This is a genomic window from Streptomyces sp. NPDC016677 (assembly GCF_055562815.1).
The window spans coordinates 253,714-278,460 of the sequence record NZ_JBVHEO010000005.1 but is presented as its reverse complement, the minus strand read 5'-3'; the positions used below and the strand labels follow the sequence as shown (position 1 = coordinate 278,460).

At 73.8% G+C, this 24,747-nt stretch carries 20 protein-coding genes; 5 read left to right on the top strand and 15 right to left on the bottom strand.

Features of this window, described 5'->3' with window-relative positions; genetic code table 11:
- Nucleotide 1: 1 nt before the first annotated feature.
- Nucleotides 2-1,234, bottom strand: a complete 1,233-nt coding sequence (gene pdhA, locus ACZ3IG_RS17430; protein WP_467432840.1) for a pyruvate dehydrogenase (acetyl-transferring) E1 component subunit alpha — start codon at nt 1,232-1,234, stop codon at nt 2-4.
- Nucleotides 1,235-1,733: 499 nt separating this feature from the next.
- Here pdhA and ACZ3IG_RS17425 point away from each other — a divergent pair, with 499 nt between their 5' ends.
- The gene (locus ACZ3IG_RS17425; RefSeq protein ID WP_467432837.1) at nt 1,734-2,765 is read left to right on the top strand and encodes a phosphotransferase; all 1,032 of its coding nucleotides are present in this window, start codon (nt 1,734-1,736) and stop codon (nt 2,763-2,765) included.
- 51 nt (nt 2,766-2,816) lie between these two features.
- On the opposite strand, the gene ACZ3IG_RS17420 is transcribed toward ACZ3IG_RS17425, so the two are convergent.
- From ACZ3IG_RS17420 to ACZ3IG_RS17410, 3 genes are all read right to left on the bottom strand, one after another.
- Nucleotides 2,817-4,427, bottom strand: coding sequence for a protein kinase domain-containing protein (locus ACZ3IG_RS17420; RefSeq protein WP_467432836.1), 1,611 nt, complete (start codon nt 4,425-4,427; stop codon nt 2,817-2,819).
- A gap of 489 nt (nt 4,428-4,916) precedes the next feature.
- The gene (locus ACZ3IG_RS17415; RefSeq protein ID WP_467432833.1) at nt 4,917-5,459 is read right to left on the bottom strand and encodes a bacterial proteasome activator family protein; all 543 of its coding nucleotides are present in this window, start codon (nt 5,457-5,459) and stop codon (nt 4,917-4,919) included.
- An 840-nt stretch (nt 5,460-6,299) separates the two neighbouring features.
- On the bottom strand, nt 6,300-7,280 hold the full coding sequence (locus ACZ3IG_RS17410) for an NAD(P)H-quinone oxidoreductase (RefSeq protein ID WP_467432831.1): 981 nt from the start codon (nt 7,278-7,280) through the stop codon (nt 6,300-6,302).
- A gap of 255 nt (nt 7,281-7,535) precedes the next feature.
- Here ACZ3IG_RS17410 and ACZ3IG_RS17405 point away from each other — a divergent pair, with 255 nt between their 5' ends.
- Together ACZ3IG_RS17405 and ACZ3IG_RS17400 are read left to right on the top strand one after the other, a co-directional pair.
- Nucleotides 7,536-8,615: an ATP-binding cassette domain-containing protein gene (locus ACZ3IG_RS17405; RefSeq protein WP_467432829.1), complete on the top strand. Its 1,080-nt coding sequence runs from the start codon at nt 7,536-7,538 to the stop codon at nt 8,613-8,615.
- Nucleotides 8,612-9,460, top strand: coding sequence for an ABC transporter permease (locus ACZ3IG_RS17400; protein ID WP_467432828.1), 849 nt, complete (start codon nt 8,612-8,614; stop codon nt 9,458-9,460). The genes ACZ3IG_RS17405 and ACZ3IG_RS17400 overlap by 4 nt, the downstream gene beginning before the upstream one ends.
- A 13-nt stretch (nt 9,461-9,473) precedes the next feature.
- Here ACZ3IG_RS17400 and ACZ3IG_RS17395 read toward each other — a convergent pair whose 3' ends face one another.
- The 6 genes from ACZ3IG_RS17395 to ACZ3IG_RS17370 all read right to left on the bottom strand — a co-directional run bounded on the left by ACZ3IG_RS17395 (nt 9,474) and on the right by ACZ3IG_RS17370 (nt 16,916).
- Entirely contained in the window at nt 9,474-10,571 is a 1,098-nt protein-coding gene (locus ACZ3IG_RS17395; RefSeq protein ID WP_403538981.1) for a potassium channel family protein, read from the bottom strand.
- On the bottom strand, nt 10,568-12,250 hold the full coding sequence (locus ACZ3IG_RS17390) for a molybdopterin molybdotransferase MoeA (RefSeq protein ID WP_467432826.1): 1,683 nt from the start codon (nt 12,248-12,250) through the stop codon (nt 10,568-10,570). Before ACZ3IG_RS17390 ends, ACZ3IG_RS17395 begins: the two co-directional genes overlap by 4 nt.
- Nucleotides 12,247-13,212: a DUF6457 domain-containing protein gene (locus tag ACZ3IG_RS17385; protein WP_467432825.1), complete on the bottom strand. Its 966-nt coding sequence runs from the start codon at nt 13,210-13,212 to the stop codon at nt 12,247-12,249. Before ACZ3IG_RS17385 ends, ACZ3IG_RS17390 begins: the two co-directional genes overlap by 4 nt.
- 76 nt (nt 13,213-13,288) lie before the next feature.
- Nucleotides 13,289-14,731 (bottom strand): dihydrolipoamide acetyltransferase family protein, encoded by a 1,443-nt coding sequence (locus ACZ3IG_RS17380; protein WP_467432823.1) that lies wholly within the window; start codon nt 14,729-14,731, stop codon nt 13,289-13,291.
- The gene (locus ACZ3IG_RS17375; protein ID WP_467432822.1) at nt 14,731-15,735 is read right to left on the bottom strand and encodes an alpha-ketoacid dehydrogenase subunit beta; all 1,005 of its coding nucleotides are present in this window, start codon (nt 15,733-15,735) and stop codon (nt 14,731-14,733) included. Before ACZ3IG_RS17375 ends, ACZ3IG_RS17380 begins: the two co-directional genes overlap by 1 nt.
- Nucleotides 15,732-16,916 (bottom strand): thiamine pyrophosphate-dependent dehydrogenase E1 component subunit alpha, encoded by a 1,185-nt coding sequence (locus ACZ3IG_RS17370; RefSeq protein ID WP_467432819.1) that lies wholly within the window; start codon nt 16,914-16,916, stop codon nt 15,732-15,734. The genes ACZ3IG_RS17375 and ACZ3IG_RS17370 overlap by 4 nt, the downstream gene beginning before the upstream one ends.
- A 190-nt stretch (nt 16,917-17,106) precedes the next feature.
- Here ACZ3IG_RS17370 and ACZ3IG_RS17365 point away from each other — a divergent pair, with 190 nt between their 5' ends.
- Nucleotides 17,107-17,718 (top strand): Lrp/AsnC family transcriptional regulator, encoded by a 612-nt coding sequence (locus ACZ3IG_RS17365; RefSeq protein ID WP_467433149.1) that lies wholly within the window; start codon nt 17,107-17,109, stop codon nt 17,716-17,718.
- An 81-nt stretch (nt 17,719-17,799) separates the two neighbouring features.
- On the opposite strand, the gene ACZ3IG_RS17360 is transcribed toward ACZ3IG_RS17365, so the two are convergent.
- Both ACZ3IG_RS17360 and ACZ3IG_RS17355 read right to left on the bottom strand, forming a co-directional pair.
- Nucleotides 17,800-18,390 carry a TetR/AcrR family transcriptional regulator gene (locus ACZ3IG_RS17360; RefSeq protein ID WP_467432817.1) on the bottom strand — a complete coding sequence of 197 codons (591 nt, stop codon included), beginning with the start codon at nt 18,388-18,390 and terminating at the stop codon, nt 17,800-17,802.
- Complete coding sequence (locus ACZ3IG_RS17355; protein WP_467432815.1) at nt 18,387-19,925, bottom strand: 3-hydroxyacyl-CoA dehydrogenase; 1,539 nt, start codon at nt 19,923-19,925, stop codon at nt 18,387-18,389. Before ACZ3IG_RS17355 ends, ACZ3IG_RS17360 begins: the two co-directional genes overlap by 4 nt.
- 159 nt (nt 19,926-20,084) lie before the next feature.
- On the opposite strand from ACZ3IG_RS17355, the gene paaN reads away from it, so the two are divergent.
- Nucleotides 20,085-21,791, top strand: a complete 1,707-nt coding sequence (gene paaN, locus ACZ3IG_RS17350) for a phenylacetic acid degradation protein PaaN (RefSeq protein ID WP_467432813.1) — start codon at nt 20,085-20,087, stop codon at nt 21,789-21,791.
- Here the strand turns inward: paaN and ACZ3IG_RS17345 are convergent.
- From ACZ3IG_RS17345 to ACZ3IG_RS17335, 3 genes are all read right to left on the bottom strand, one after another.
- Nucleotides 21,788-22,558 carry a TrmH family RNA methyltransferase gene (locus ACZ3IG_RS17345; protein WP_467433148.1) on the bottom strand — a complete coding sequence of 257 codons (771 nt, stop codon included), beginning with the start codon at nt 22,556-22,558 and terminating at the stop codon, nt 21,788-21,790. The genes paaN and ACZ3IG_RS17345 overlap by 4 nt on opposite strands.
- Nucleotides 22,559-22,631: 73 nt before the next feature.
- Complete coding sequence (locus ACZ3IG_RS17340; protein WP_467432811.1) at nt 22,632-23,870, bottom strand: HTTM domain-containing protein; 1,239 nt, start codon at nt 23,868-23,870, stop codon at nt 22,632-22,634.
- Nucleotides 23,867-24,616, bottom strand: a complete 750-nt coding sequence (locus ACZ3IG_RS17335) for a DUF5819 family protein (RefSeq protein WP_467432810.1) — start codon at nt 24,614-24,616, stop codon at nt 23,867-23,869. Before ACZ3IG_RS17335 ends, ACZ3IG_RS17340 begins: the two co-directional genes overlap by 4 nt.
- Nucleotides 24,617-24,747: the final 131 nt, after the last annotated feature.

Below are 24,747 nucleotides of genomic sequence, written 5' to 3'. Positions count from 1 at the left end.
ATCAGACCCCCTCGGCCTCGGTGTCGGCGAACGACGCCTGGTAAGCGACGAACTGGGCGCGCTCCTCGTCGACCAGCGCGTGCCCGTCCGCGTACGCGTGCTCGAAGAGGGCCAGCCGGTCCGGGTCCGGCATGGCACGGACCACTTCGCGCACTCGTTTGCCCAACGCCTCGCTTTCGGTCTCCAGTTCCGCGAAGAAGCCCTCGTCCGTGTGGTTTGAGGCCTCCAGATGGCGGCGCAGGCGCAGGATCGGGTCCTTCGCCTCCCAGGCGACCCGCTCGTCGTCGTGGCGGTAGCGCGAGGGGTCGTCGGAGGTGGTGTGGGCGCCCATCCGGTAGGTGTACGCCTCGATGAGCGCCGGTCCCTCACCGCGCCGGGCCCGCTCCAGCGCCCAGCGGGTGACCGCGAGGGAGGCGAGGACGTCGTTGCCGTCGACGCGGACGCCCGGGAAGCCGAAGCCCTCGGCGCGCTGGTAGAGCGGCACCCGGGTCTGCTTCTCGTTGGACTCGGAGATCGCCCACTGGTTGTTCTGGCAGAAGAAGACCACCGGCGCGTTGTAGACCGCGGCGAAGTTGAACGCCTCCATGACGTCGCCCTGGCTGGAGGCGCCGTCGCCGAAGTAGGCGAGGACGGCCGAGTCGGCGCCGTCCATGGCGACGCCCATCGCGTAGCCGGTGGCGTGCAGCGCCTGGGAGCCGATGACGATCGTGTAGAGGTGGAAGTTGTTGCTGTTCGGGTCCCAGCCGCCGTTGTTCACGCCGCGGAACATGCCGAGCAGGTTGGTCGGGTCGACCCCGCGGCACCAGGCGACGCCGTGCTCGCGGTAGGTCGGGAAGACGTAGTCGTCCTCGCGGGTGGCGCGGCCGGAGCCGATCTGCGCGGCCTCCTGGCCGAGCAGCGACGCCCACAGACCCAGTTCGCCCTGGCGCTGCAGCGCGGTGGCCTCGGCGTCGAAGCGCCGGGTGAGCACCATGTCGCGGTACAGGCCGCGCAGCTCGTCGGGGGTGACACCGGTGACGTACGGGTCGAACTCGGCGTTCTTGACGCGCTTGCCCTCGGGCGTCAGCAGCTGCACGAGCTGCGGGTCGGCGCCCTTGCCGGCGGCGCGGGTGCTGCGCGTGGTGCGTTTGGTACCGGTGGTGCCGGCTGCCCTGGTACCGGTGGTACCGGTGTCCCCGGCCTTGCTCCCGGCGCTGCGTCGCGGCTTGCGCGCGGCAGTGCTCTCCACGGTCACGTCTGCTCCTCCGTCGGTCCGGCCCCCGGGTTCGCCGGGAGGCGGTGCGGCTCACCCGCGTCCGGCGGGCGCACGGGGTGGGTGCGCCGGAGTCGGGTACGGGCGTGACAGGTGCCCCGGCGAGCGTCCTGCAAATAGCACGTTACCCAGTGCGCCACATTACTGTGAAACCCCTCCTGACCTGCATTTTTACTTGGGTTTCCTAGTAAATCGGCAAAGTCGGGAACAGGCACTGGTCACGGCGTCGCAGGGGGCCGGGACAACGGCACGTTATCCCGGCCGCCCCGGGCGCGGGAAGAGTCCGTGCGCGACCCCGGTTCCGTACGCGAAGGCGGGAAAGGCGCCACTTCCGGAACACACGGGGCGCGCTCCGATGCACCCCCTGACGGGCTGGCGACCGAAAGCGACCACCGCTGACTGTGTGTGAGAAAGCCCAGCTCACGCACGATTCCCGTGCCCTAGCATCAGCGGCGTGCCGCGCTTATGTGTACCAACCACTGTGCCTCACGCGCCCCCTCTGGGCGCCCTTCTCTCCCAGTACCGCGCCGGTTCCGCGCTCTCCTGCGAACCCGTCGACCAAGGCCTGCTCAACCGCGGCTGGCGCCTGTGCACCACCCGCGGCCGCTTCTTCCTCAAGCACCACTTCGACCCCGAGACCGCCACGCCGGCCGCCATCGACCGCCAGCACCGGGCCACCCGGCGCCTGGCCCGGCTGGGTGTCCCGGTCGCCCCCGCCCTGCCCGGCCGCGACGGGCGCACGGTGGCCGTGGTCGGCGGCCACTGCTACGCCCTGCACCCGTGGATCGAGGGCCGGCACCGGCACGGCGGCCAGCTCACCGAGGCCCAGTGCGAACGGCTCGGCGCGCTGCTCGGGGCCGTGCACGCCGGCCTGGAACAGGTGATGCCGGGGTCCGAGCCGCGGACGCCGTCCCGGCCCGGCGCCCGCGACGTCCCCGACCCGGCCGCGAGCGCCGACCCCGCCGACACCTTCGCCCTCATCGACGGCCTGCTCGCCCAGGTGCGCCGGCACCGCCCCGCCGACTCCTTCGACCAGCTCGCCCGGCACCGGCTGCTGGAACGCCGCGCACTCCTCGAACGGCACGCCGACCGGCGTCCCCCGCGCGGCGGGGCGGTGGGCTGGGTGCACGGCGACTTCCACCCGTTCAACCTGCTCTACCGGGGGGAGGCACCGGCCGCGATCGTGGACTGGGACCGGCTCGGCGTGCGCCCGCGCGCGGAGGAGGCGGTACGCGCCGCCGCGATCTTCTTCGTCCGTCCCGCCGGTCCGCTCGACCTGCTGAAGGTACGCGCGTACGCGCGCGCGTACCGGCGCGCGGCGGGCGCGACGCCCTCCCAGCTCGTGGCCGCCGTGCACCGGGTGTGGTGGGAGCGGCTCAACGACTTCTGGATGCTGCGCTGGCACTACGAACGCGGCGACCGGCGGGCCGACCCGCAGTTCCCGGCGGCGTCAGCCCTCGCGGTGTGGTGGACCCGGGAGTACGAGGCGGTGTGCGAGGCGTTCGCCGACTGACCCGGCCCAGCCGGACCGGGCCGGTACGGTGTCCGGCCGGCGCCGCCCGGCTCAGCCGCCCAGGCCGCCCAGGCCGCCGTCCTCTTCCTCGTCGCCGCCCGGGTCACCGGTCTCGGTGCCGCCCGAGGGATCGGTGCCGCCGGTCTCGGTGTCGCCGCCGCCGGTGTCCCCGGTCGCGGAGGTCGAGGGCTGCACGTCCCCGGTCTCCTCGTCCGTCGGCGGGGTCTCGCCGGTCCCCTCGGACTGGGTCTGCGACTGCGTGTACGACGGCTGGTAGGACGGCGTGTAGTTGTCCCCGTAGTCGCCGCCGGACCCCTGACCAGGGTCGGTCTCGGGGGTCTCCTCGGAGCGCGTCTCGCTCGGCGACCGGGAGGTCTTCTCCTCCTCGCTGCTCTGCGTGGCGCTCGGCGACTTGGTGGTGTCGGTGCCGCCGCCGCTCTCGTTGCCGCCCTGGTTCAGCGCCAGCGCGACGCCGCCCGCGATGGCGATCACCGCGAGCACGGCCAGGATCCACAGCTTGCCCCGGCCGCTGCCCCGGTTCCCGTGCCCCTCGAAGCCGCCGTCGTCACCGCCGCCGTAGCCGCCCGGCAGGATCGGCTGGGGGATCTGCGCGGTGCCCGAGTGGTCGGGGTGCGGCAGCGCGGTCGTACCCGCCATGCCCATCCCGGCCGCGGGCGTCTGCCGCCCGTCGTGGGCGACCGGGCCGGTGTTCCAGGTGCCGGTGTGGCCGCCCTGGTCGTACAGCATCTGCAGCCCGTACTGGACCAGCCCGCGCATCTCCTCGGCGGTCTGGAAGCGGTCGTCGGGCTCCTTGGCCAGCGAGCGCATGACGAGGCCGTCCAGCTCCGGCGGGACCGCGTCGGAGACCTCGGAGGGGGGCGTCGGGATGTCCTGGACGTGCTGGTAGACCACCGACAGCGGGGTCTCGCCGGTGAACGGCGGGCGCAGCGCGAGGAGTTCGTAGAGCAGGCAGCCGGTGGCGTACAGGTCGGAGCGGTGGTCGACGGCCTTGCCGAGGGCCTGCTCCGGGGAGAGGTACTGCGGGGTGCCCATGACCATGCCGGTCTGCGTCATCGTCGTCGACGCCCCGTGCAGGGCGCGGGCGATGCCGAAGTCCATCACCTTCACGGCGCCGCTGTTGGTGATGATGACGTTGGCCGGCTTGATGTCGCGGTGCACGATGCCGTGCTGGTGCGAGTAGGCCAGCGCCTCCAGGACCCCGGAGACGATGATCAGCGCCTGCTCGGGTCCGGGCGCCTCCGCGTTCAGCAGGAGGTCGCGGATGGTCCGTCCCTCGACGATCTCCATCACGATGTACGGCACGGACTGGCCGCCGACGAAGTCCTCGCCGGAGTCGTACACGGCGACGATCGCGTGGTGGTTGAGTCCGGCCACGGACTGCGCCTCGCGTGTGAAGCGGGCCTTGGAGACCGGGTCTTCGGCGAGGTCGGCGCGGAGCAGCTTGACCGCCACGGTACGTCCCAGGCGGACGTCCTCCGCGGCGAACACCTCGGCCATGCCGCCCCGCCCGAGTCTGCGGGTCAGCCGGTACCGGCCGTCGCCGACCAACCCGCCGTTGCCCCAGGTCTCCGGCGCGTCCGACATACCGCCGCCAGTCGCCTCGGGTTCGGACGGGCCCTGAGCGCGTTGCTGCTGTGCCATCAGTCCTCGCCGTCGTTTCTGCCCGCGGTACGCGCGGTGTTGTGTCACGGTCTCCGTCGGCCACGCTACAGCCTTCGCGGGGGCCTCCGGCCCGAGACGGTCGCCGGGCCCGGCACGTGACGGACCGGTCATGAAACCGTGCTTCCGTACTGTCGTGCAAATTCTGTGTACCGTCCGCGCCCACGCTGTAACGCATCCATGACGCTTCCTTCGCGTACGGTCACGGATCGGGCACCGCGCTTGACGTGTCGTGGCCCTTCGGCAGACTTGGCGGAACCGCGGATTGGATCAAGTTCTCCCTTCCGCCGTTCCCGGCCGGGGTCGCCTCACCGCGAGTGACCTTCGCCACGGTCCCGGTCGTACCGGTGGGCGTGGTCGCCGGCGGTTCGCCGTGCGCCGGAGCACGCGGAACAGCGAAGGCCCGGCAGTCCTCGCTGCCGGGCCCTGCGGGTTCGGTGGTCCAGGGGTGAGGGGACGCGGTGCGGTGGCCTAGAGGTACGGCCCGCCCGAGCGGCCGCCGGGGTGGGGGCCCTCCTCGGCGTCGCCGATGCCGGGCGGGAGCGCGCGGCGCATCTGCTCCAGCTGGGCGCGGGCGGCCATCTGCTGGGCGAACAGGGTGGTCTGGATCCCGTGGAACAGACCCTCCAGCCAGCCGACCAACTGCGCCTGGGCGATCCGCAGTTCCGCGTCGCTGGGGGTCCCCTCCTCCGTGAAGGGCAGGGAGAGCCGCTCCAGCTCCTCCACCAGCTCCGGCGCGAGACCGTCCTCCAGCTCCTTCACCGAGCTGGAGTGGATCTCCTTGAGCCGGGCCCTGCTGGCGTCGTCCAGGGGAGCCGCGCGCACCTCCTCCAGGAGCTGCTTGATCATGCTGCCGATGCGCATGACCTTCGCGGGCTGCTCGACCTGATCCGTCACCGGGGTCTCCCGGGCGTCCTCGTCTCCGTCACCGCCGCCGCTGAGCGCCATGCCGTCCTGGCCGACGACCAGGATCTGGGGGTTCTCCGACGACCTGTCGTTCCTCGGCATCTCCATGCCGTCATTCTCTCGCACGCCCCCACCGCGTCACCGGGGCGCCCCCGCCCGAAGCGGGTTCCCCGCGTTCGGCTCCACTCGGAATGCCGGAATGGTCGGCGAGTGTGAGGCTTGTTCCGTCGATCTTGACGGCAGGCACGGCAGGCACGGCAGGCACCGAGAGAGGGTCATCGGCGTGACTCCACGGCGGGACACACTGCGGGAGACATCGCGGGACACGCCGCGGGACACACTGCGGGTCACGGCACTGGCAGGGCTCCTGGGGCTGTGCGCGGTCGTGTGCCCCTGCGTGGCGAGCACGGCGTACGCGACCGGTGCGGCGTACGCCGCGAGCGCGACCGGTGCGGCGGCGTACGACCCGGGCCCGGCGTCACCGGATGCCGCGGCGTCCGCCCCGTCGGCCACGCGTTCCGCCCGGCCCTCGTCTCCGGCCCCCTCCAGCCCCACGCACGCCTCCCCCACACACGCCTCACCGGGCAACCGCCCCGAGCCCTCCCGCGCCGGGAGCAGGGCCGGTGAGGGGCGGCAGCGACCGGGGCGGGAGGAGGACCCGGGGGAGACACGAGAGGCGAGGGAGACGAGGGAGGCAAGGGAGACGAGAGAGGCAGGGGAGACGGACGCCGGGCCCGGGGAGGCCGGGCTGGCGCCCTCCGACGCTCCGGTACACCGTCCCGCCCCCCGGCCCGCCGCACACGCCGAGGACGGTTCCGGGCCCGCCCCGCGGATCCTGCCCCTGGGCAGCGGGCTGGTCCTCGTCGGACTCGGCCTGGCCCTCGCCTTCGTCGGTCTCCGGCTGCGCCGGACATGAGCGGCGCGAGCACGACGCCCCCACCACGGCCGTCACGGCGCGACCAGCAGCACCTTCCCGATGTGCCCGCTCTCCTCGACGACCCGGTGGGCGGCGGGCGCGTCGTCCATCGGCATCTCCCGGTCGACGATCGGGCGTACGTGGCCCTCGGCGAGGAGCGGCCAGACGTGCTCGCGTACGGCGGCCACGACGGCCGCCTTCTCCTCCTTGGGGCGGGCACGCAGCCCCGCGGCGGTCACGGCGGCGCGCTTGGCGAGGAGGGCGCCGATGTCCAGTTCGGCCTTCCGGCCGCCCTGCATGCCGATGATCGCCAGCCGGCCGTTGAAGTTGAGCGCCTGCACGTTGCGGTCCAGGTACTTGGCGCCCATGTTGTCGAGGATGACGTCGGCGCCGGCGCCGCCCGTGGCCTGCTTGACCTCGGCGACGAAGTCCTGTTCCCGGTAGTTGATCAGGATGTCCGCGCCCAGCTCGGCGCAGCGCTCCAGCTTCTCGCCGGTGCCCGCCGTCACGGCGACCTTGGCGCCGACCGCCTTGGCCAGCTGGATCGCCATGGTGCCGATCCCGCTGGAGCCGCCGTGCACGAGGAAGGTCTCGCCGGGACGGAGGTGGGCGATCATGAAGACGTTCGACCAGACGGTGCAGACCACCTCGGGCAGCGCCGCGGCGTGCTTCAGGTCGACGCCCTCGGGGACCGGCAGCAGCTGCCCGGCCGGGACGACGACCTTCTGGGCGTAACCGCCGCCCGCCAGCAGCGCGCACACCTCGTCGCCCACGGACCAGCCGGAGACGCCGGTGCCGAGCGCGGCGACGCGTCCGGAGCACTCCAGGCCGGGGTAGGGGGACGCGCCGGGCGGCGGCGGATAGAAACCCTGCCGCTGCATGATGTCGGCCCGGTTGACGGCGCTGGCCGTCACCTCGACGAGGACCTCGCCCTCGCCGGGCACGGGGTCGGGGACCTCGGCCCAGACCAGCGCCTCGGGGCCTCCGGGTTCGGGGATCGTGATCGCATGCATGAAAGGGACGCTACTCCCGCCCGCCCCGCCCGGCCCGTCCGACCCGGCCGCCCGCCTCCCGCGGGCCCCTCTCCCACCGGCCTCCCGCACGGGCTCCTTTCCCGCCGGCCTCCCGCACGGGCCGCTTCCCGCCCGCCCGCGCACGGCCCTGGGCCGGCCGCGGTCCCCCGGGAAAACCCTGTGCGCGAACGATGAGTTTGCGGGACGGTAAAGGTCTTCCCATGCGTGGACCAAGAACGCGGAAGGACTCTCAGCATGAGCACGCAGACGTCCGGCCTCGCGATCGAAACCGCGGGCCTGGTGAAGACGTTCGGTGAGACCCGCGCCGTCGACGGGGTGGACCTCCGGGTGCCGGCCGGCACGGTCTACGGCGTGCTCGGTCCGAACGGGGCCGGCAAGACCACCGCGGTGAAGATCCTCGCGACGCTGCTGCGGCCGGACGGCGGCCACGCCCAGGTCTTCGGCCACGACGTGGTCCGCGAGGCGGACGAGGTACGCGGCCGGGTGAGCCTCACCGGGCAGTACGCGTCCGTGGACGAGGACCTCACCGGCACCGAGAACCTGGTGCTGCTCGGCCGCCTCCTCGGCCACGGCAAGACGGCCGCCCACCAGCGCTCCGGGCAGCTCCTTGAGGCCTTCGGGCTGACGGACGCCGCCGGCAAGCAGGTCAAGCACTACTCCGGCGGTATGCGGCGCCGTATCGACATCGCCGCGTCCATCCTCAACACCCCCGACCTCCTCTTCCTGGACGAGCCGACCACCGGCCTGGACCCGCGCAGCCGCAACCAGGTGTGGGACATCGTGCGCGCGGTCGTCGCCCAGGGCACCACCGTGATGCTGACCACCCAGTACCTGGACGAGGCCGACCAGCTGGCCTCCCGGATCGCCGTCATCGACAAGGGCAAGGTGATCGCCGAGGGGACCAAGGGCGAGCTGAAGGCGTCCGTCGGCTCCGGTTCCGTCCATCTGCGGCTGCGCGAGGCGGGCCGGCGGCCCGACGCCGAGCGGGTCCTGCGCGAGCTGCTGGTCGCCGAAGTACAGCTGGAGGGCGACCCGGTGGCGCTGACCGCCCGGCTGAGCGCGGCGGCCGAGGAGACCGCCGCAGACCAGGCCGCCCGCGCGCTCACCGCGCTGACCCGGGCCGGCATCACCGTCGACAACTTCTCCCTGGGGCAGCCCAGCCTCGACGAGGTCTTCCTCGCGCTGACCGGGCACGACACCGGTCATGACACCGCTCACGACGCTGGTCACGACGCCGGCCGCGGCTCCGGGTCCGGTCCGGCCCCGGGCACCGGTGAGGGCACGGACGACACGAAGGACGGGGTGGCGGCATGAGCACGGTCACGAGCACCGGGGACAAGGACCTCGCACCGGTCAGCACCGAATCCCTGACAGCCCTGCTGGTCGCCGGCGAACGGCCCCCGCGGCCCAGCTCTCTCTCGGCGTCGCTGACGTTCGGCTGGCGCGCGATGCTCAAGATCAAGCACGTGCCGGAACAGCTCTTCGACGTCACCGCGTTCCCGATCATGAACTTGCTGATGTTCACGTACCTCTTCGGCGGTGCGCTGGCCGGTTCACCGAGCGACTACATCCAGTTCGTGCTGCCCGGCATCCTGGTGATGTCGGTCGTCATGATCACGATGTACACCGGGGTGTCGGTCAACACCGACATCGAAAAGGGCGTCTTCGACCGCTTCCGCTCGCTGCCGATCTGGCGGCCGGCCGCGATGGTCGGCTATCTGCTCGGTGACGCCCTGCGCTACACCATCGCCTCGGTGGTGATGCTCGTCGTCGGGCTGATCCTCGGCTACCGCCCGGACGGCGGCGTCGGCGGTGTGGTCACGGGGATCGCCCTGCTGCTGGTGTTCTCGTTCGCCTTCTCGTGGATCTGGACGATGTTCGGGCTGATGCTGCGCACCGAGAAGGCGGTGATGAGCGTCAGCATGATGGTGATCTTCCCGCTCACCTTCCTCTCCAACGTCTTCGTCGCCCCGTCGACCATGCCCGGCTGGTTGCAGGGGTTCGTCAACAACAGCCCGATCACCCACGTGGCCTCCGCGGTGCGCGGTCTGATGGCGGGCGACTGGCCGGCCGACGAGATCGCCTGGTCGCTGGGCTGGTCGGCGCTGTTGCTGCTGGTCTTCGGCCCGGTCACGATGCGGCTCTACAACCGCAAGTGACCCGCCCGGCCGGTCAGTCCCTGGGCAGGGGGCGGGTGTCCGGCGCGACCTGTGTGCTGGGCGTCGCCCGGACGATCGTGATCAGCCGGTCCGTCAGTTCCAGTCCCCCGACGGCGGGGTCGTCGTAACCGAGCACCCGGTGTCCGCGCAGGACGCTCACCACCAGGTCGTCGACCTCCCGCGGGCCCCTGCCCACCTCAGCCTTTATGACGGGCCGCTCCACGATGTCGAGACCGCTGCCCTGGCTGATGAGGTCCTCCATCACCATGCCGGCGGCGGGGCTGAGCACGGAGAGCCCGAGCAGCCGGCCCGCGGCGCTGGCGCTGGTGATCACCGCGTCGGCGCCGGACTGCTTCAGCAGCGGCGCGTTCTCCTCCTCGCGGACCGCGGCCACGATCTTGGCGCCCTTGTTGAGCTGCCGGGCCGTCAGCGCCACCAGCACCGCCGTGTCGTCGCGCTGGGTCGCGATGATGATCTGCCGCGCCCGGTGCACCTCGGCCCGCTTGAGCACCTCGCTGCGGGTGGCATCGCCTATCACCCCGGCGAAGCCGTCGGCCGTGGCGGCCTCGATCGCCTTGCCGCTCGGATCGACCACCACCACCTGTTCCTTCCGCAGTCCCGTCGCGCAGACGGTCCGGACCGCCGACCTGCCCTTCGTGCCGAAGCCGACGACGACGGTGTGATCACGCAAGGTGGACCTCCAGCGGTTCAGTCGCCATTCCTCCCGGGTGCGTTCGGTGAGGGCTTCCAGCGTGGTGCCGACCAGGATGATCAGGAACAGCACGCGCAGGGGCGTGATGACGAAGATGTTGGTCAGCCGGGCGGCGTCACTGACCGGTGTGATGTCGCCGTACCCGGTGGTGGAGAGGGTGACGGTCGCGTAGTAGAACGAGTCGAGGAGATCGACGGAACCGTCGGAGTTGTCGTTGTAGCCGTCGCTGTCGGCCCACACGATGAACGCGGTCGCCACCAGGACGATCAGAGCCCAGGAGAGCCGCTTCCCGACCTGGCGGAACGGGTGCTCCACCAGCTTTCTCGGCAGCCTCACCTTGTGGGTCACGAGGTGTTCGTCCGCCTGGCGCGCGATCGCGTCCTGGCCGGGAAGTTTCACGTGAAACACACTCCGATTCCGCCGGTGGCCCAGGGCAGCGAGAGCACCTCGGCCTCCTGACCCGGCCGTACCCCACCCGGCGGTACGACCGCCAGGGCGTCGGCGGCCGCGATCCCCCGCAGCATGGCCGGTCCGTTGTAGTGCAGCGGCACGGCCCCGTCACCCCGCAGGACCACGGGGACGAGCCGGGTGTCGTGCGGATGTCCGTGCGCCTCACCGCGCAGCGGCAGTGCGTACGGCTCCGGGGCCGGGCGCGCCGCCAGCGCCCGCAACAGGGGCTCGACGAGCGTGACCAACCCGGAGACGGCGGCGAGGGGGTTGCCGGGCAGCCCCACGAGGTACTGCTCCTCCCCGGTCCGCGCCAGCAGCATGGGGTGACCGGGTCTCACCTGGACGCCGTCCACCAGGAGTTCCGCGCCGACGCGGCGCAGTGTGGGGTGGACGTGGTCGACCGGACCCCCGGCGGTCCCGCCAGTTGTCACGATGAAGTCGGCGTCGGAGGCGGTGACCGCCCGGTGCAGGGCTTCGGCGTCGTCGCCGAGCCGGCGCACCGCGATCACCTCGGCGCCCAGAGCCCGCAGCCAGGAGGGCAGCATCGGGCCGAGCGCGTCGCGGATGAGGCCGTCGTGCGGCAGCCCCTCGGTGAGCAACTCGTCGCCGAGGACCAGGACCTCGGCGCGGGGGCGCGGCACCACGGTGAGCGTGTCGTACCCGGCCGCCGCGGCCAGTCCCAGCACCGGCGGGGTCACCAGGGCGCCGGCCGGCAGGAGTTGGTCACCGCGGCCGCACTCCTGGCCGCGCGGGCGGATGTCCTGGCCGTGCACGACCGCGCGGGTGGCGTGCAGCCGGTTCTGGGTGTCGGTACGGCCGTGTTCGCTGCGGAGCACGCCCGTGGTGCCGGCGGGGACACGGGCGCCGGTCGCGATCCGTACGGCCTCGCCGTCGGCGAGCAGCGGGGGCTCGGCGTGGCCCGCGAGGACGCCCTCCTCGCGCACGGTCCAGGGGCCGGGGCCCGCGACCGCCCAGCCGTCCATCGCCGAGGTGTCGAAGGGGGGCAGGTCGGTGAGGGCCGCGAGGGGCGCGGCCAGGGTGAGCCCGAGGGCCGCGTCGACGGGGACGGGGACCGGCGGCCGGCCGGCAGCGGAGGCCCCCGCCCGGCCGGCCCGCTCGGCGGCCCTCCGCGCGTCGGGCCAGGAGGTGGCGCGGTGGCGTGAGCCGTCCCGGCGGGGGGCCGGGCGGGGGTCGTCTCGGTGGAGGGCGTCTCGGTCGGACTCGTCTCGGCGGGGGACCCGGCGGGAGTCGGCCATGTGGTCCGCGCCGTTGTCGCCGCGGTGGCCGGTGCGGTCGCCGCCGCGGTGGCCGCCGCGGTCGTCCCCACCGAGGGCGGCCTGATCGCCCCCACCGAAGCCGGTCTGATCGCCCCGACCGAAGCCGGTCTGGTCGTCGTCCCAGTGGTCGATCCGCTCCTCAGCCCGCGCGGCGATCCGCTCCTCAGCCCGCGCGGCGTCCCGCTCACCGGCTCGGCGGTCCTGCCGCCGAGGCCCGCGTACGGGTTCGCGGCCGTGCTCGTGGTTCTGATCGTCGGAGACGGGACCGCGGTTGTCGCTCACGAGGGCGAGTGCCTCCTCGACGTCGAGGTCCTCGGCGTCCAGCCCCGTCCCGCCGGAGCGGGCGGTCATCCGGCGTCCGGACGGCTGCCGGGGGCGGTGTCGGCCGCACCCGCGCCCGGGGGCGGGGCCGTCGTCCCGGAGGCGCCTTCCTCCTCCCAGCGCAGGGCCAGCGCCGCGGCCTTGCGGGTGGCGTCGGCGACGGCTTCCGGCCCGCCACCGGCCCGTGCGGCCGCGTAGCCGACGAGGAAGGTGGTCAGCGGGGCGGCGGGCCGGGCCACGCCGTGGGCGGCGTCGCGGGCCAGGTCGAGCAGGACGGCGGTGTCGACGTCGAGATCGATGCCCAGTTCGTCCTTGACGGCGGAAATCCATTCATCCAACACGTGCCCATGCTCCCTGATGCGTGCCCTAGCGGTGGCGATGTCGTCCCAGGTGTCGCAGTCGAAGGACGCGACGGGACCGGGGACGCGAACGAGGCGCAGCCCCGCGGTCAGCCGGCGCAGGGGCAGCCCGGTGAGCCCTGCGTGCGCGGCGGCCAGTGCGGCGAGTTCCCGGCGGAGCGCGGACGCCCGGTAGGCGGCGACGAGGGGCTGGTCGCGCCCGTCGGCGTCGGTGAGCAGCGCGCCCTCGGCGGTTGCGGGCCCCGCGGCGAGAGCCGTCAGCAGGGCTTCCACGGTCGCCCCGTCGAGGAACGGCAGATCGGCCGAGAGCACGACGACGTACTCCGCCGTCGTACGGCCCAGCCCCGCCGCGAGCGCGGCGACCGGTCCGGCGCCGGGCGGATCCTCACGGGCCCAGACGACGGGCCGTACGGTCGGCCGCGGGCCGGCGACGACCACGGTGGCCGAGGCTCCGGCGCAGGCGCTCAGCACCCGGTCGAGCAGCGCGCGCCCGCCGACCAGGACACCGGGCTTGTCCGCGCCGCCGAGCCGCCGGGCGACACCGCCGGCCAGCACGACGGCGTCGTGGACGACGGAGGCGGCCCCGGCCCCGGGGACGCCCCCGGGGCCGCCGGAGGACTCGTACGCGCTCACCCCCCGAGTATGCGTGCCGGGGAGATCGCAGGGAACGCAGGGGAGCCCCTCGGCCGGAATACGGCCGGGGCCGCGGTCAGAGCGTGCGCAGCAGCACCGCCGGCTGCTCCACGCAGTCCGCGACGTACCGCAGGAACCCGCCCGCCGTGCCGCCGTCGCACACCCGGTGGTCGAAGGTGAGCGACAGCTGGACGACCTGGCGCACCGCCAGTTCCCCTTGGTGCACCCAGGGTTTGGCCGCGATCCGGCCGACACCGAGCATGGCGGCCTCGGGGTGGTTGAGGATCGGGGTGGAGCCGTCGACGCCGTACACGCCGTAGTTGTTCAGCGTGAAGGTGGAGCCGGTGACGTCGGCGGGGGCCAGGGTGCCGGCGCGGGCGGCCTCGGTCAGCCGGGCCAGCTCGGCGGTGAGGGACTCGGCGTCCCGCGTGTGCGCGTCGCGGACCACCGGCACCACCAGGCCCCGGTCGGTCTGCGCGGCGAAGCCGAGGTGGACGCGGTCGAGCCGGACGATCTCCCGGGCCTGGGTGTCGACGGTGGCGTTCAGCTCGGGGAAGCGGGCGAGGGCGGCGGTGCAGATCCGGGCCAGCAGGGCGAGCAGGGAGATCTTCGGCGCCCCGGCCGCGTTCATCGCGGCGCGCGCCCGGGTCAGCTCGGTGGCGTCGGCGTCCACCCAGACGGTCGCGTCCGGTATCTCGCGCCGGCTGCGGGTGAGCCTGTCGGCGACGGCGCCCCGGACGCCCTTGAGCGGCACGCGGTGGCCGTCCGCGGGGGCGGTCTCCTGCCGGACGGGGGCCTGTGCCGCGCGGGCGTCCGGCTCACCGCGCACCGCCGCCGTACGGCCCTGCGCGGCGGCGGCACGCAGCGCGTACTCCACGTCGGCGCGCAGGATCAGCCCGTCCGGGCCGGAACCGGACAGCTCGCGCAGGTCCAGGCCGTTCTGCCGGGCCAGTCGGCGCACCAGCGGGGAGATGACCGGCACCGGCCCCTCGGCCCGCTCGGCGTCCACCACCCGGCCGTTCACCCGGTCCGCGGGCCCGCCCGCGGACACCGGCTCCCCGGTCCGCACCCGGCGCCGCCGCGCGGGCGCCCGCGCGGTCCCGTACCCGACGAGCACGTTGCCCGAGCCTTCGTCCCGCCCGCCCGCGCCCCCGGCACCGTCTTCCGCACCCGCACCCGCACCCGCACGGGCACCCGCACCGGTAGCGGCACCGACTCCGACCCGCGCCCCCTCACGCGCACCGCCACCGTCACCTCCGACGCCCCCGAGGTCACCATCGGCCACCGTCAGCAACGGCGCCCCGACCGGCACTTCCGTGCCCTCGTCGCCGAAGCGCTCGGTGACGGTCCCGCCGTAGGGGCAGGGCACCTCCACCATCGCCTTGGCCGTCTCGACCTCGACGACCGGCTGGTCGACGGCGACGACGTCACCGACCTCGACCATCCAGCGCACGATCTCCGCCCCGGTGAGCCCCTCACCGAGGTCGGGGAGCCTGAACTCCCGCACCTGTGCTGCCATCAGCTCTCGGCCTCCCATTGCAGACGCGCCACCGCGTCCAGGACACGGTCCACCCCGGGCAGGTGGTGGCGCTCCAGCATCGGCGGGGGGTACGGGATGTCGAACCCGGCCACCCGCAGCACCGGCGCTTCCAGGTGGTGGAAGCAGCGCTCGGTGACCCGGGCCGCGATCTCCCCGCCCGGGCCGCCGAAGGAGCCCGACTCGTGGACGACGACCGCGCGTCCCGTCCGCCGCACCGAGGCGCACACCGTCTCGTCGTCGAACGGCACCAGCGAGCGCAGGTCGACGACTTCGAGGTCCCAGCCCTCGGCCCGGGCCGCCTCCGCCGCCTCCAGACAGACGGGCAGCGACGGCCCGTACGTGATGAGCGTGGCGCTCCGCCCCGAGCGCCGCACCACCGCGCGGCCTATCGGTTCAACGGGTGCCGGCTCCTCGGGGTTCCAGGCGTCCTTGGACCAGTACAGGCGCTTGGGCTCCAGGAAGACCACCGGGTCGTCGGAGGCGACGGCGGCGCGCAGCAGCCCGTAGGCGTCGGCGACGGTCGCGGGCGTGACGACGTGCAGGCCGGGGGTGGCCAGGTAGTACGCCTCGGAGGAGTCGCTGTGGTGCTCGACGCCGCCGATGCCGCCGCCGTAGGGGATGCGGACGGTGAGCGGGAGGGGCATCGCCCCGCGCGTGCGGTTGCGCATCCGGGCCACGTGGGAGACGAGCTGCTCGAACGCCGGGTAGGCGAAGGCGTCGAACTGCATCTCCACCACCGGGCGCAGCCCGTACATCGCCATGCCGACGGCGGTGCCGAGGATGCCGGCCTCGGCGAGCGGCGTGTCCGTGCAGCGGTCCTCGCCGAACTCCTCGGCGAGTCCGTCGGTGACCCGGAAGACGCCGCCGAGGGTGCCGACGTCCTCGCCCAGGACATGGACGGCCGGGTCGGCGGCCATGGCGTCGCGCAGCGCGCGGGTGAGGGCCTGGGCCATGGTGGCCGGCCGGGCGGCGACGGTGGTCATCGCGCCGCCCCTTCCGACACGGCCCCGGCGGCGGCGCCCGCTTCCGCCCCGGCACCCAGCTCCGCCTCCGCCTCCAGCTCCGCCCGCAGCCGCTCCCGTTGCTCGCGCAGTTGCGGGGTCGGTTCGGCGTAGACGTGGGCGAACAGGTCCATGGGGTCCAGCCGCGGGTCCTGGTGCATCCGGTCGCGCAGGCCGGCGGCGAGCGCCTCGGCGTCCTCGCGGGCGGCCCGGACGGTGTCCTCGTCGAGCAGTCCGCGCCGGGTCAGCTCGCGTTCCAGGAGGTCGACGGGGTCGTGTCCGCGCCAGGTGGCGACCTCCGCGTCGCCGCGGTAGCGGGTCGCGTCGTCGGCGTTGGTGTGGGCGTCCAAGCGGTACGTGATCGCCTCCACCAGGACCGGGCCGCCGCCCTCGCGCGCGTGCCGTACGGCGTCGGAGAGTACCTCGTGGACGGCGGCGGCGTCGTTGCCGTCGACCAGGCGGCCGGGCATGCCGTAGCCGACGGCCTTGTGGGCCAGCGACGGGGCCGCGGTCTGCTTGGCGAGCGGAACGGAGATCGCGAAGCCGTTGTTCTGGACGAGGAAGACGACCGGGGCGCGCTGGACGGCGGCGAAGTTCAGCGCCTCGTGGAAGTCGCCCTCGCTGGTGCCGCCGTCGCCGACCATGGCCAGCGCCACCACGTCGTCACCCTTGAGGCGGGCGGCGTGCGCGAGGCCGACGGCGTGCGGGAGCTGGGTGGCGAGCGGCGTGGAGAGCGGGGCGACCCGGTGCTCGTAGGGGTCGTAGCCGGTGTGCCAGTCGCCGCGCAGCAGGGTCAGCGCCTGGACGGGGTCGACGCCGCGGGCGATGACGGCGAGCGTGTCGCGGTAGCTGGGGAAGAGCCAGTCGCGGTCCTGGAGCACCAGCGCGGCGGCGATCTCGCAGGCCTCCTGCCCCGTACTGGAGGGGTAGACGGCGAGCCGGCCCTGTTTGGTGAGGGCCGTGGCCTGCGCGTTGTACCGCCGGCCGGCCACCAGCCAGGTGTGCAGGGTGCGCAGCAGCCCGGGGTCGGTCCGGTCGGCCGCGTCGGTGCCGAGGACGCGGTACGGCTCGGTGTCGGGCAGCAGCGGCGCGGGGTCCGTGCGGGGCTGCCAGGCGGGCGGCGGAGCGGGCCGGTACGTGCCCCGCTGCTCCATGACCGTCATGACGGCACCTCCTCGTGGGAGTGGTTCGCGGCACCGCCACGGGTGTGACGGGTCTCACCTACCGATTGTTCGGTCGCCGGCACATTTTGGCTACAGCGGCCCCGGGGCTGTGGACAAACGGTTCTGCACAGCCTGAGATGGACGCAGTACGTCCATGGTAGAGAGGCGGGGGCAGATGGCAGCTGAACAGATGGCCGACCGTCCGGCGGACACCCCCGCCCCGGACCGTCCCGGACCGGACCGTCCCAGACCGGACACTCCCGCCACGACTGTCTCCGCTCGCGACACCAACGCCACAACCACAACCACAACCGTCCTCGCCGTCCGCGACCCCGCCCCGCCGCCCCCGCGCCCCCTGGACGCCATCGACCAGGACATCCTGCGCATCCTCCAGGCCGACGGCCGCGCCTCGATACGGTCGGTCGCCGAGCGGGTCCACGTCTCCCGGGCCAACGCCTACGCGCGGATCAACCGGCTCGTCGAGGACGGCGTCATCCGTGGCTTCAGCGCCCGCGTCGACCACGAACGCGCCGGTCAGGGCACGTCGGCGTACATCACCCTGAAAATCGTGCAGAACACCTGGCGCGCGGTGCGCGAACAGCTCCGCGAGCTGCCCGGTGCCGCCCACATCGCCCTGGTGGGCGGCGACTTCGACGTCCTGCTGCTGGTGCACACGCCCGACAACAGGGCCTTGCGCGAGCTGGTCCTGACCCGTATCCAGGCGATCCCCCAGGTGCTCAGCACCCGCACCCTGCTGGTCTTCGAGGAACAGGACCTGGAGCCCCGCCCGCCCCGCTCCTGACCCGGCTGGCCCGGCTGGCCCGGCTGGCCCGGCTGGCCCGGCTGTCCCGGCTGCCCCGGCTGCCCCGGCTGCCCCGGCGGGTCACCGCACCTCCCGCAGCCCCCCGAACACCAGCCGCACCACCGCGTCGGCGACCTCCCGCTCGCCCGCGCCCCGTACGTCGGGCCGGTACCACTCGACGATCGAGTTGATCATCCCGAAGACCAGCCGGGTCGCCAGCCGTCCGTCCACGTCGTCCCGTACGTCCCCCTCGGCCGCCGCCGCCTTCAGCAGCTCGGCGACCCGGTGGTCGAAGTCGCGGCGCCGCTCCAGCGCCCACCGCTCGGTGGCGGTGTTGCCGCGCACCCGCAGCAGCAGCGTCACGTAGGGCAGCTCGGCTATGAGCACCTCGACCATGCGCCGTACGACGTGCTCCAGCCGCACGGCGGCGGGCCCCACGCGCGCGTGCTCCTCGTCGAGGATGCCGAAGAGACCGTCCAGGGCCCGGCTGACCGCGCGGCGCAGCAGTTCCTCCTTGCCGGAGACGTGGTGGTAGATCGACGACTTGGAGATGCCGGCCGCCTTGGACAGGTGCTCCATGGAGGTGCCGTCGTAGCCGCGGTCGTTGAAGACCCGCACCGCCACGGAGAGCAGGCTCTCCGGGGTGTACGTGTCGCGCTTGGCGGTGGTCATGAGGGGCGGTCCTCCCGCTGGTCGGAGGCGTGGGCGTGCAGGTGGAGCGCCAGGGACGGCGCGCAGCGGCCGGAGGGGTCGCGCAGGCGCAGGGCACAGAGCAGGTCGTGCGCCCAGCGTCGGCCGAGCGAGCGCTCCCACTCGAAGGGCCCGGCGGGGTAGTTGACGCCCAGCCGCATGGCCGTGTCGACGTCCTCCGCGGTGGCCACGCCCTGTGCGACCGCCTCGTGGGCGAGGTCGATGATCCGCGCCACGGTCCGCGCGACGATCATGCCGGGGACGTCCCCGATGACGCTGACCTTCTTGCCGAGGGCCTGGAAGAGGCCGGTGGCCTCCCTGAGGGTCGCGGGCCGGGTGCCCTGGCCGGCGGAGAGGGCGACCCGGGTGGCCCGGCGGTAGTCGAGGGCGAGGTCGAAGCGGACGGCGTCGCCGGACTCCGCGCAGGTCCGTCCGTCGGCCAGGCACAGGTCACCGCCGCCGGGCAGGACGAACCGCGCGTTGCCCGGCTCCCCGCCCTCCCGCACCTCGATGCCCGCCTCCCGCACCTCGATGCCCGCCTCGCGGACCATCGCGACCAGCTCGGCGGCCGGGCCCTGGTCGCCGTGCACGACGAGGTACGGGGGCGGGTCGGCCGGTCCGGCGGTGTGCGGCTCGGGGTGCTCGGCGCCGTCCCGGTAGTCGTACCAGCCCTGTCCGCTCTTGCGGCCCAGGCGGCCGGACTCGACCAGGCGGCGCTGGGCGAGCGACGGGGCGAAGCGCGCGTCCTGGAAGAAGGACCGCCACACGGAGTGCGTGACGGACTCGTTGACGTCCTGCCCGATCAGGTCGGTCAGTTCGAAGGCGCCCATCCTGAAGCCGCCGCACTCGCGCAGCACCGCGTCGACGGTGGCCGGGCCGGCGCCCCGCGACTCGAACACGGCGAACGCCTCGGCGTAGAAGGGCCGGGCGATCCGGTTGACGAGGAAGCCCGGGGTGTCGGCGCAGGAGACCGGCGTCTTGCCCCAGGCGCGGGCGGTGTCGTACGCGCGCGTGGCGGACGACACGTCGGTGGCGGACCCGGAGACCACCTCCACCAGCGGCAGCAGCGGCGCCGGGTTGAAGAAGTGCAGGCCGACGAGACGGCCCGGCACGCGCAGGGCGCCGCCGATGGCGGTGACGGACAGGGAGGAGGTGTTGGTGGCGAGCAGACAGTCGTCGCCGACGACGTCCTCCACGGCGCGCAGCAGCTCCTGCTTGACGTCGAGCCGCTCCACCACCGCCTCCGCCACCAGCGCGCAGCCGGCCAGCCCGGCCAGGTCCTCGACGGCTTCCAGCCGGCTGCGGGCCGCGTCCCGCTCACCCACCGCGAGCCGCCCTTTCTCCACCAGCCGGTCGAGCCGGGCACCGATCGTCCCGGCCGCCTCCCGGGCCCGACCGGGAACGGTGTCGTACAGCCGTACGGGATGGCCCGCCACCAGTGCGACCTGGGCGATGCCCTGGCCCATGGTGCCGGCGCCGACGACGGCCACGGGGCTGTTGAGGTCGAGTGCTGTCATGTGCGCGATCCTCCCGCACGCGGTTGTCCACAGATGCGGCGGACCCCCTTGTCCCGACCGATCGTTCGGTTACTCTAGCCCTGTCCGGCTGTTCCCGCCCAGGTTTCGCCCAGGCCGCGGACTCGACGAGGAGCCCGCAGAACGAGGAGTTGGTCCCGCATGCCCGCCGAACTCGACGCCGAGACCCTGATCGCCAGGCACCGGCCCACCCTCGACCAGGCGCTGGAAGCGATCCGCACGCGCGCGTACTGGTCCCCGCACCCCGAGCACCCCAAGGCGTACGGGGAGAACGGCAGCCTCGACCCGGCGGCGGGCAAGGCCGCCTTCGACGCCCTGCTCGGCACCCGCCTCGACCTCGGCCAGCCCGGCACCGACGGCTGGGTGGGCGGCGAGGTCTCTCCGTACGGCATCGAGCTGGGCGTCACCTACCCGCACGCCGACATCGACGTGCTGCTGCCCGCCATGACGGCCGGACAGGCGGCCTGGCGGGACGCGGGCGCCGACGTGCGCGCCCTGGTCTGCCTGGAGATCCTCAAGCGGATCAGCGACCGGTCGCACGAGTTCGCGCACGCGGTGATGCACACCTCCGGCCAGGCGTACCTGATGGCGTTCCAGGCGGGCGGCCCGCACGCGCAGGACCGCGGCCTGGAGGCGGTGGCGTACGCCTACGCGGAGCAGACGCGGGTGCCCGCCGCCGCGGAGTGGACCAAGCCCCAGGGCAAGCGCGACCCGCTGACGCTCACCAAGAGCTTCACCGCCGTCCCGCGCGGCATCGGCCTGGTCGTCGGCTGCAACACCTTCCCGACGTGGAACGGCTATCCGGGCCTGTTCGCCTCCCTCGCCACCGGCAACGCGGTCCTGGTCAAACCGCACCCGCGCGCGGTGCTGCCGCTCGCCCTCACCGTGGCCGCCGCGCGCGAGGTGCTCGCCGCGGCCGGTTTCGACGCGAACCTGGTCGCGCTGGCCGCCGAGGCCCCCGGCGAGGGCCTGGCCAAGACCCTCGCCACCCGCCCCGAGATCCGGATCATCGATTACACCGGCTCCACCGCCTTCGGCGACTGGCTGGAGACCCACGCCCGCCAGGCCCAGGTCTTCACCGAGAAGGCCGGCGTCAACACGGTCGTCGTCGAGTCCACCGACGACTACCGGGGCATGCTCGCCAACCTCGCCTTCTCCCTCTCCCTCTACAGCGGGCAGATGTGCACCACCCCGCAGAACCTGCTGATCCCCCGCGACGGCATCCGCACCGACCAGGGCGCCAAGTCCTACGACGAGGTGACCGCCGACCTCGCCGCCGCCGTCGACGGCCTCCTCGGCGACGACGCGCGGGCGAGCGCGCTGCTCGGCGCGATCGTCAACCCGGACGTCAAGGCCCGCCTGGAGGCCGCCGCCCAGCTCGGCGAAGTCGCCCTCGCCTCCCGCGCGGTGCCCCACCCCGACTTCCCCGACGCGGTCGTCCGCACCCCGGTGATCGTCAAGCTGGACGGCGCGCGGAAGTTCTGGGAAGGGGCGGACCACGAGGCGGCGTACCTGAACGAGTGCTTCGGCCCGGTCTCCTTCGCCGTCGCCGTCGACTCCCCGGCCGACGCGGTGGCGCTGCTGCGCCGCGCGGTCCGCGAGAAGGGCGCGATGACGGTCGGCGCGTACACCACCGACCCCGAGGTCGAGCGGACCGTCGAGGAGGTCTGCCTGGAGGAGGCCGCGCAGCTCTCCCTCAACCTCACCGGCGGGGTGTACGTCAACCAGACGGCCGCCTTCTCCGACTTCCACGGCTCGGGCGGCAACCCGGCGGCCAACGCGGCCCTGACGGACGGCGCGTTCGTCGCGAACCGCTTCCGGGTCATCGAGGTGCGCCGGCCCTCCTAGGGCCTGTCGGCGCTCCAGTGGTACAGCGTCATCGCCACGCTGGTCGCGAGGTTGTAGCTGGAGACCTGGGGGCGCATCGGCAGCGCCACCAGGTGATCGGCCCGCGCCCGCAACTCCCCGGAGAGTCCGCTGCGTTCGGAACCGAAGGCGAGCAGCGCGTCGTCGGGGAGCTTCAGCCCGCGGATGTCCTCGCCCTCCGGGTCCAGCGCGAACACCGGGCCCGGCGGCAGGTCGGACACGGCCAGCCGCTCCACGGCGGTCGCGAAGTGCAGCCCCGCCCCGCCGCGCACCACGGTGGGGTGCCAGGGGTCGAGGGTGCCCGTGGTGACCACGCCGGTCGCGCCGAACCCGGCGGCCAGCCGGATCACCGCCCCCGCGTTGCCGAGGTTGCGCGGGTTGTCGAGGACCACGACGGGCGCCGTGCGCGGGGTGTGCGCCAGCCGCCGCAGGGCCGCCTCCCGCGCGGGACGTACGCCCAGGGCGGTCACGGCGGTGGGGTGCGGACGCGGCACGAGCGAGGCGTACGCCGCCGGCGTGACCTCGGTGAGCAGGCCGGCCAGCCGCTCCCGTACGTCCGGGGCCAGCTCGCCGGCGAGCGCGAGCGCCGCTTCCCGGTCGGCGGTGACCGCCATCGGGACGTCCGCTCCGAAGCGCAGCGCGTGCTTGAGGGCGTGGAAGCCGTCGAGCAGGACACAGCCGCCGGCGAGACGGCGCCAGGCACGCAGGGGGTCGGCCGGGCCGGTCGTCGGGGCGGTCGGGGCGGCCATCGGGACGGTCGGGGCGGCCATCGGGGCGGTCGGCTCGGACATCGGGCCGGTCGGGTCGGACATGCGCCGAAGCCTACGTGCCCACGCGCGTCGGGCCGGCGTCCTCCGGGACGCGCTGGGCCGGCATCACCGCGGTCCCGCCCCGGCGCCGCACCAGCCGCCCGAGCCGCCCCCGCACCCGCGCCCCCGTCCGCGCCGCCGCCCCGCCCAGCCGCCGCAGGAACGCCGTCGGCAGGAACACCGCGTCGGCCACGATCATCGCCAGGGAGAAGAACGGCAGCCCGAGCACCACCGCGATCACCGCGTGCTCGGCCATCATGACGGCCAGCAGGACGTTCTTGACCCGCCGGTTGAACAGCGTGAACGGGAACGCGACCTGCACGACGACCGTTCCGTAGGTGATGAGCATCACCAGGGTGCCGCTGGCCGCCAGCGGACCGGCGAGCTGCGGCCAGGGCGAGAAGTACTCCAGCTGCAGGGGGTAGTAGACGGCGGTGCCGTCCTGCCAGCGCGAGCCCTGCACCTTGTACCAGCCGGCGGTCGCGTAGATCAGGCACGTCTCCGCCATGATCACCAGGAGCGCCCCGTTGTGCACGATGTTGGCGATCACGTCGAGCAGGACGCGCGGCTCACCGCCGGTCGCCCACCGCCCCACGGCCCACCACAGCGCCTGCCCCAGCCACACGCCCCACAGCAGCGCCGGCACCGGCCACTCGGCACCGGGACCGCCGAACCGGCCCGCCAGCGTCACCCCGGCCAGCACCAGGCCGAGCCCGCCCCACAGCACCACCCCGGTCCGGTCCACGGCCCGCTCGCCGCGCGCTCGCGCCCGCGCCGCCCGCCGCGCCCGGCGCGCGTCCAGCGACCACACCTGCCCGCAGCGCGTGAAGACGAGGTAGACGCTCATCAGGTGCAGCACGTTGTCGCCGCCGTCACCGACGAAGACGCTGCGGTTCTGCAGCGACAGCACCCCGGCCATGAACAGCACCGACATGGTCCGGGTCCGCCATCCCAGCAGCAGCAGGACGCTCGCCAGCACCGACAGTCCGTAGACCGCCTCGAACCACAGCCGGCCGTCGGACCACATCAGCGCCGTGAAGGCGCCGTTGTCCGCGGTCAGCTGCCGGGCGAGGTCCCAGCTCCAGGGCCCGTCGGGCCCGTACAGCTCATGGCGGTGCGGGACCTCCCGCAGCAGGAACAGCAGCCAGGTGGCGCCGAACCCGATCCGGATCACCGCCGTCTGGTACGGGCCGAGGGCGGCCTCGGTGACCCGGGCGATGCCCCGGGAGACCGACAGGGCGACGCGGTTCACGCCACGCCCCCTTCCGCCTCGCGTCGGGGCACCCGCCACCAGGGCAGTTCACGCCGCTCGGCCCGGTCGGAGACCCGCTCGCCGCTCCAGTCGGGCGGCGGCACCGGGCGGGTCAGCGAGCGGTACTGGACCAGGTCCAGGACATCGCCCGGCCGGACCGCGCCCGCCCGGTCCAGGCGCAGCACGGCGATGCGCCGCAGATACGTCTCGGACAGCGCCCCGCGCAGCCCCACCGGGCGGTCGTCGGAGTCATGGGTGGCGACGTAGAAGTCCCAGGCGCGGCGCAGCTCGTTCTGCTGGGTGTGGCTCGGCAGCGGGTTGCCGTCGATGGCCCGGCCGTCCGCCGCGGACAGGTCGTACCAGCCGGTGGTGCGGACCCCGCCGTCCGCCGTGCTCAGCTCGGCGCGGACCTGGACGGAGATGTTCTGCTGGAGCGGATTGGGCGCGAACAGCTTCCAGTTCTGCTCGAACTCCGGGTAGATCCACTCCTCGATCGCCTCGCCGTGCTGCTTGGTGACCGTGTTGGACGGGGCCACGTGCAGGAACGTCATGCCGAGGTGGACCGAGACCACGGCGGCGACGACCGCCAGCGCGAGGGCCGCGCCGACCTGGTAGCGCGGCGAGAGCGCGGCGACCCCGGTACGGACACCGTCCCCGGTCCGGACGCCGGCACCGTCCCCGGTCCGGGCACCGTCGCCGCCGGCCGGCCCGTGCCGGGCGTCGGGCCCCGTGTCGTACGCGTCCATCCAGCCCTCGCTCCCGCGTCCGGCGTCCGTCGTCGCGCGCCCCTGTCGGCGGGACGCGCACGCGAACGGTACTCAGCGGGACGCGTGCCCCGCAGCCGTACGGACCCGGAAGCCGACCCGGAACGAATCCG